The following is a 1,883-nucleotide window of genomic DNA, read 5'->3' as shown; positions in this document are numbered from 1 at the left end:
GTGCTGAAAACCACCGCCACCGACATGGGCGCGCCGGGCATCGACGCGCTCTACGGCTGGGGGATGATCAACCTGGGCAAAGCCATCAACGGCCCGGGCATGTTCTATACCGTCGAAGATATTCCTGCGGAGTTCCGCATTCCGGATCCGACGGGCGTGGCCTACGGCCCGACCCAGTTTGTCGCCAATATTCCGGGTCTGGGCGCCGAGGTGGATGCCGGCACGCTGCACGCCAGAAAGTGTGACGACATCAGTTGCGAACTGGAAGTCTACTCCAACAACATCTCCGGCCATGGCGGCCTGACCAAAGAAGGGAGGGGCACGCTGGTCATGACCGGCGCCAACACCTATTCCGGGCCGACGCTGGTCAATCAGGGGCGGCTGGCGATCAACGGCTCGGTCACCTCGGCCGTCAGCGTGCAGAGCGGCGGCATCGTCGGCGGCAGCGGCACGGTCGGTTCGCTGACCGCCCGCCGCGGCGGCACCGTGGCGCCGGGCAACTCGATCGGCACCCTGAACGTGGCCGGCGACGTCAGCTTCGAGCCGGGTTCGCGCTATGCGGTGGAAGTGGGCCCGAACGGCCAGAACGATCGGATCCAGAGCAGCGGAGCGGCGACGATCGGCGGCGGTGAGGTGGCGGTCACGCTGGAGGACAGCAGCAACCTGCTGACGCAAAGCGAGGTGCGCAGCCTGCTGGGCCAGCAGTACACCATCCTGAGCGCGCAGCAGGGGGTCAGCGGACAGTTTGACGCGGTGGCGCCGAACTACCTGTTCCTCGGCACCGGGCTGAGCTACCAGCCGACCGGGGTAACGCTGAGCGTCGGGCGCAACGGCACAAGCTTCGCCAGCGTGGCGCAGACGCCGAACGAACGGGCGGTGGCGGCGGCGGCGGATGCGCTGGCGGCGGGCAACCCGGTGTACGAGAGCCTGCTCAACAGCGGCACGGCGGGCGAGGCGCGGCAGGCGTTCCGTCAGCTGTCGGGGCAAATCCATGCGGATATCGCGTCGGCGCTGGTGAACGACAGCCGCTACCTGCGTGAGGCGCTGAACGGGCGTCTGCGTCAGGCGGAAGGGCTGGCGAGCTCGTCGGCCATCAAGGCGGACGAGGACGGCGCCTGGGCGCAGTTGCTGGGAGCGTGGGACCATGCGTCGGGCGACGCCAACGCCACCGGCTATCAGGCCTCGACCTACGGGGTGCTGGTGGGGCTGGACTCGGCGGCGGCGGCCGACTGGCGGCTGGGGGTGGCGACCGGCTACACCCGCACCTCGCTGCACGGCGGATACGGGTCGAAGGCGGACAGCGATAACTACCACCTGGCGGCGTACGGCGACAAGCAGTTCGGGGCGCTGGCGCTGCGCGGCGGGGCGGGCTACACCTGGCACCGCATCGACACCAAGCGGTCGGTGAACTACGGGATGCAGTCGGACCGCGACACGGCGAAGTACAGCGCGCGCACCGAGCAGCTGTTCGCCGAAGCGGGCTACAGCGTGAAGGGCGAGTGGCTGAACCTGGAGCCGTTCGTCAACCTGGCGTACGTGAACTTTGAAAACAACGGCATTGCGGAAAGCGGCGGCGCAGCGGCGCTGCGCGGCGACAAGCAGCACACCGACGCGACGGTGTCGACGCTGGGACTGCGCGCGGACACTGAGTGGCAGGTGAGCCCGGGCACGACGGTGGCGCTGCGCAGCGAGCTGGGGTGGCAACACCAGTACGGCGGGCTGGAGCGTGGCACCGGGCTGCGGTTCAACGGCGGCAACGCGCCGTTCGTGGTGGACAGCGTGCCGGTGTCGCGCGACGGGATGGTGCTGAAGGCGGGGGCGGAAGTGGCGGTGAACGAGAACGCCTCGCTGTCGCTGGGCTACGGCGGGCTGCTGTCGCAGAA

Annotated in this window: 1 protein-coding gene; it reads left to right on the top strand. The window is 69.0% G+C overall.

What is annotated here, in order from left to right:
* Nucleotides 1–1,883: autotransporter outer membrane beta-barrel domain-containing protein (locus ADK28_RS28580; RefSeq protein ID WP_048797365.1), on the top strand; the 1,883-nt coding region annotated here is incomplete at both ends.

It is taken from the genome of Serratia sp. 506_PEND, from assembly GCF_001076875.1.
In the GTDB taxonomy this organism is placed as follows: domain Bacteria; phylum Pseudomonadota; class Gammaproteobacteria; order Enterobacterales; family Enterobacteriaceae; genus Serratia; species Serratia marcescens.
The sequence above is the reverse complement of the archived record's forward strand: the minus strand, read 5'-3'. Positions and strand labels throughout refer to the sequence as shown.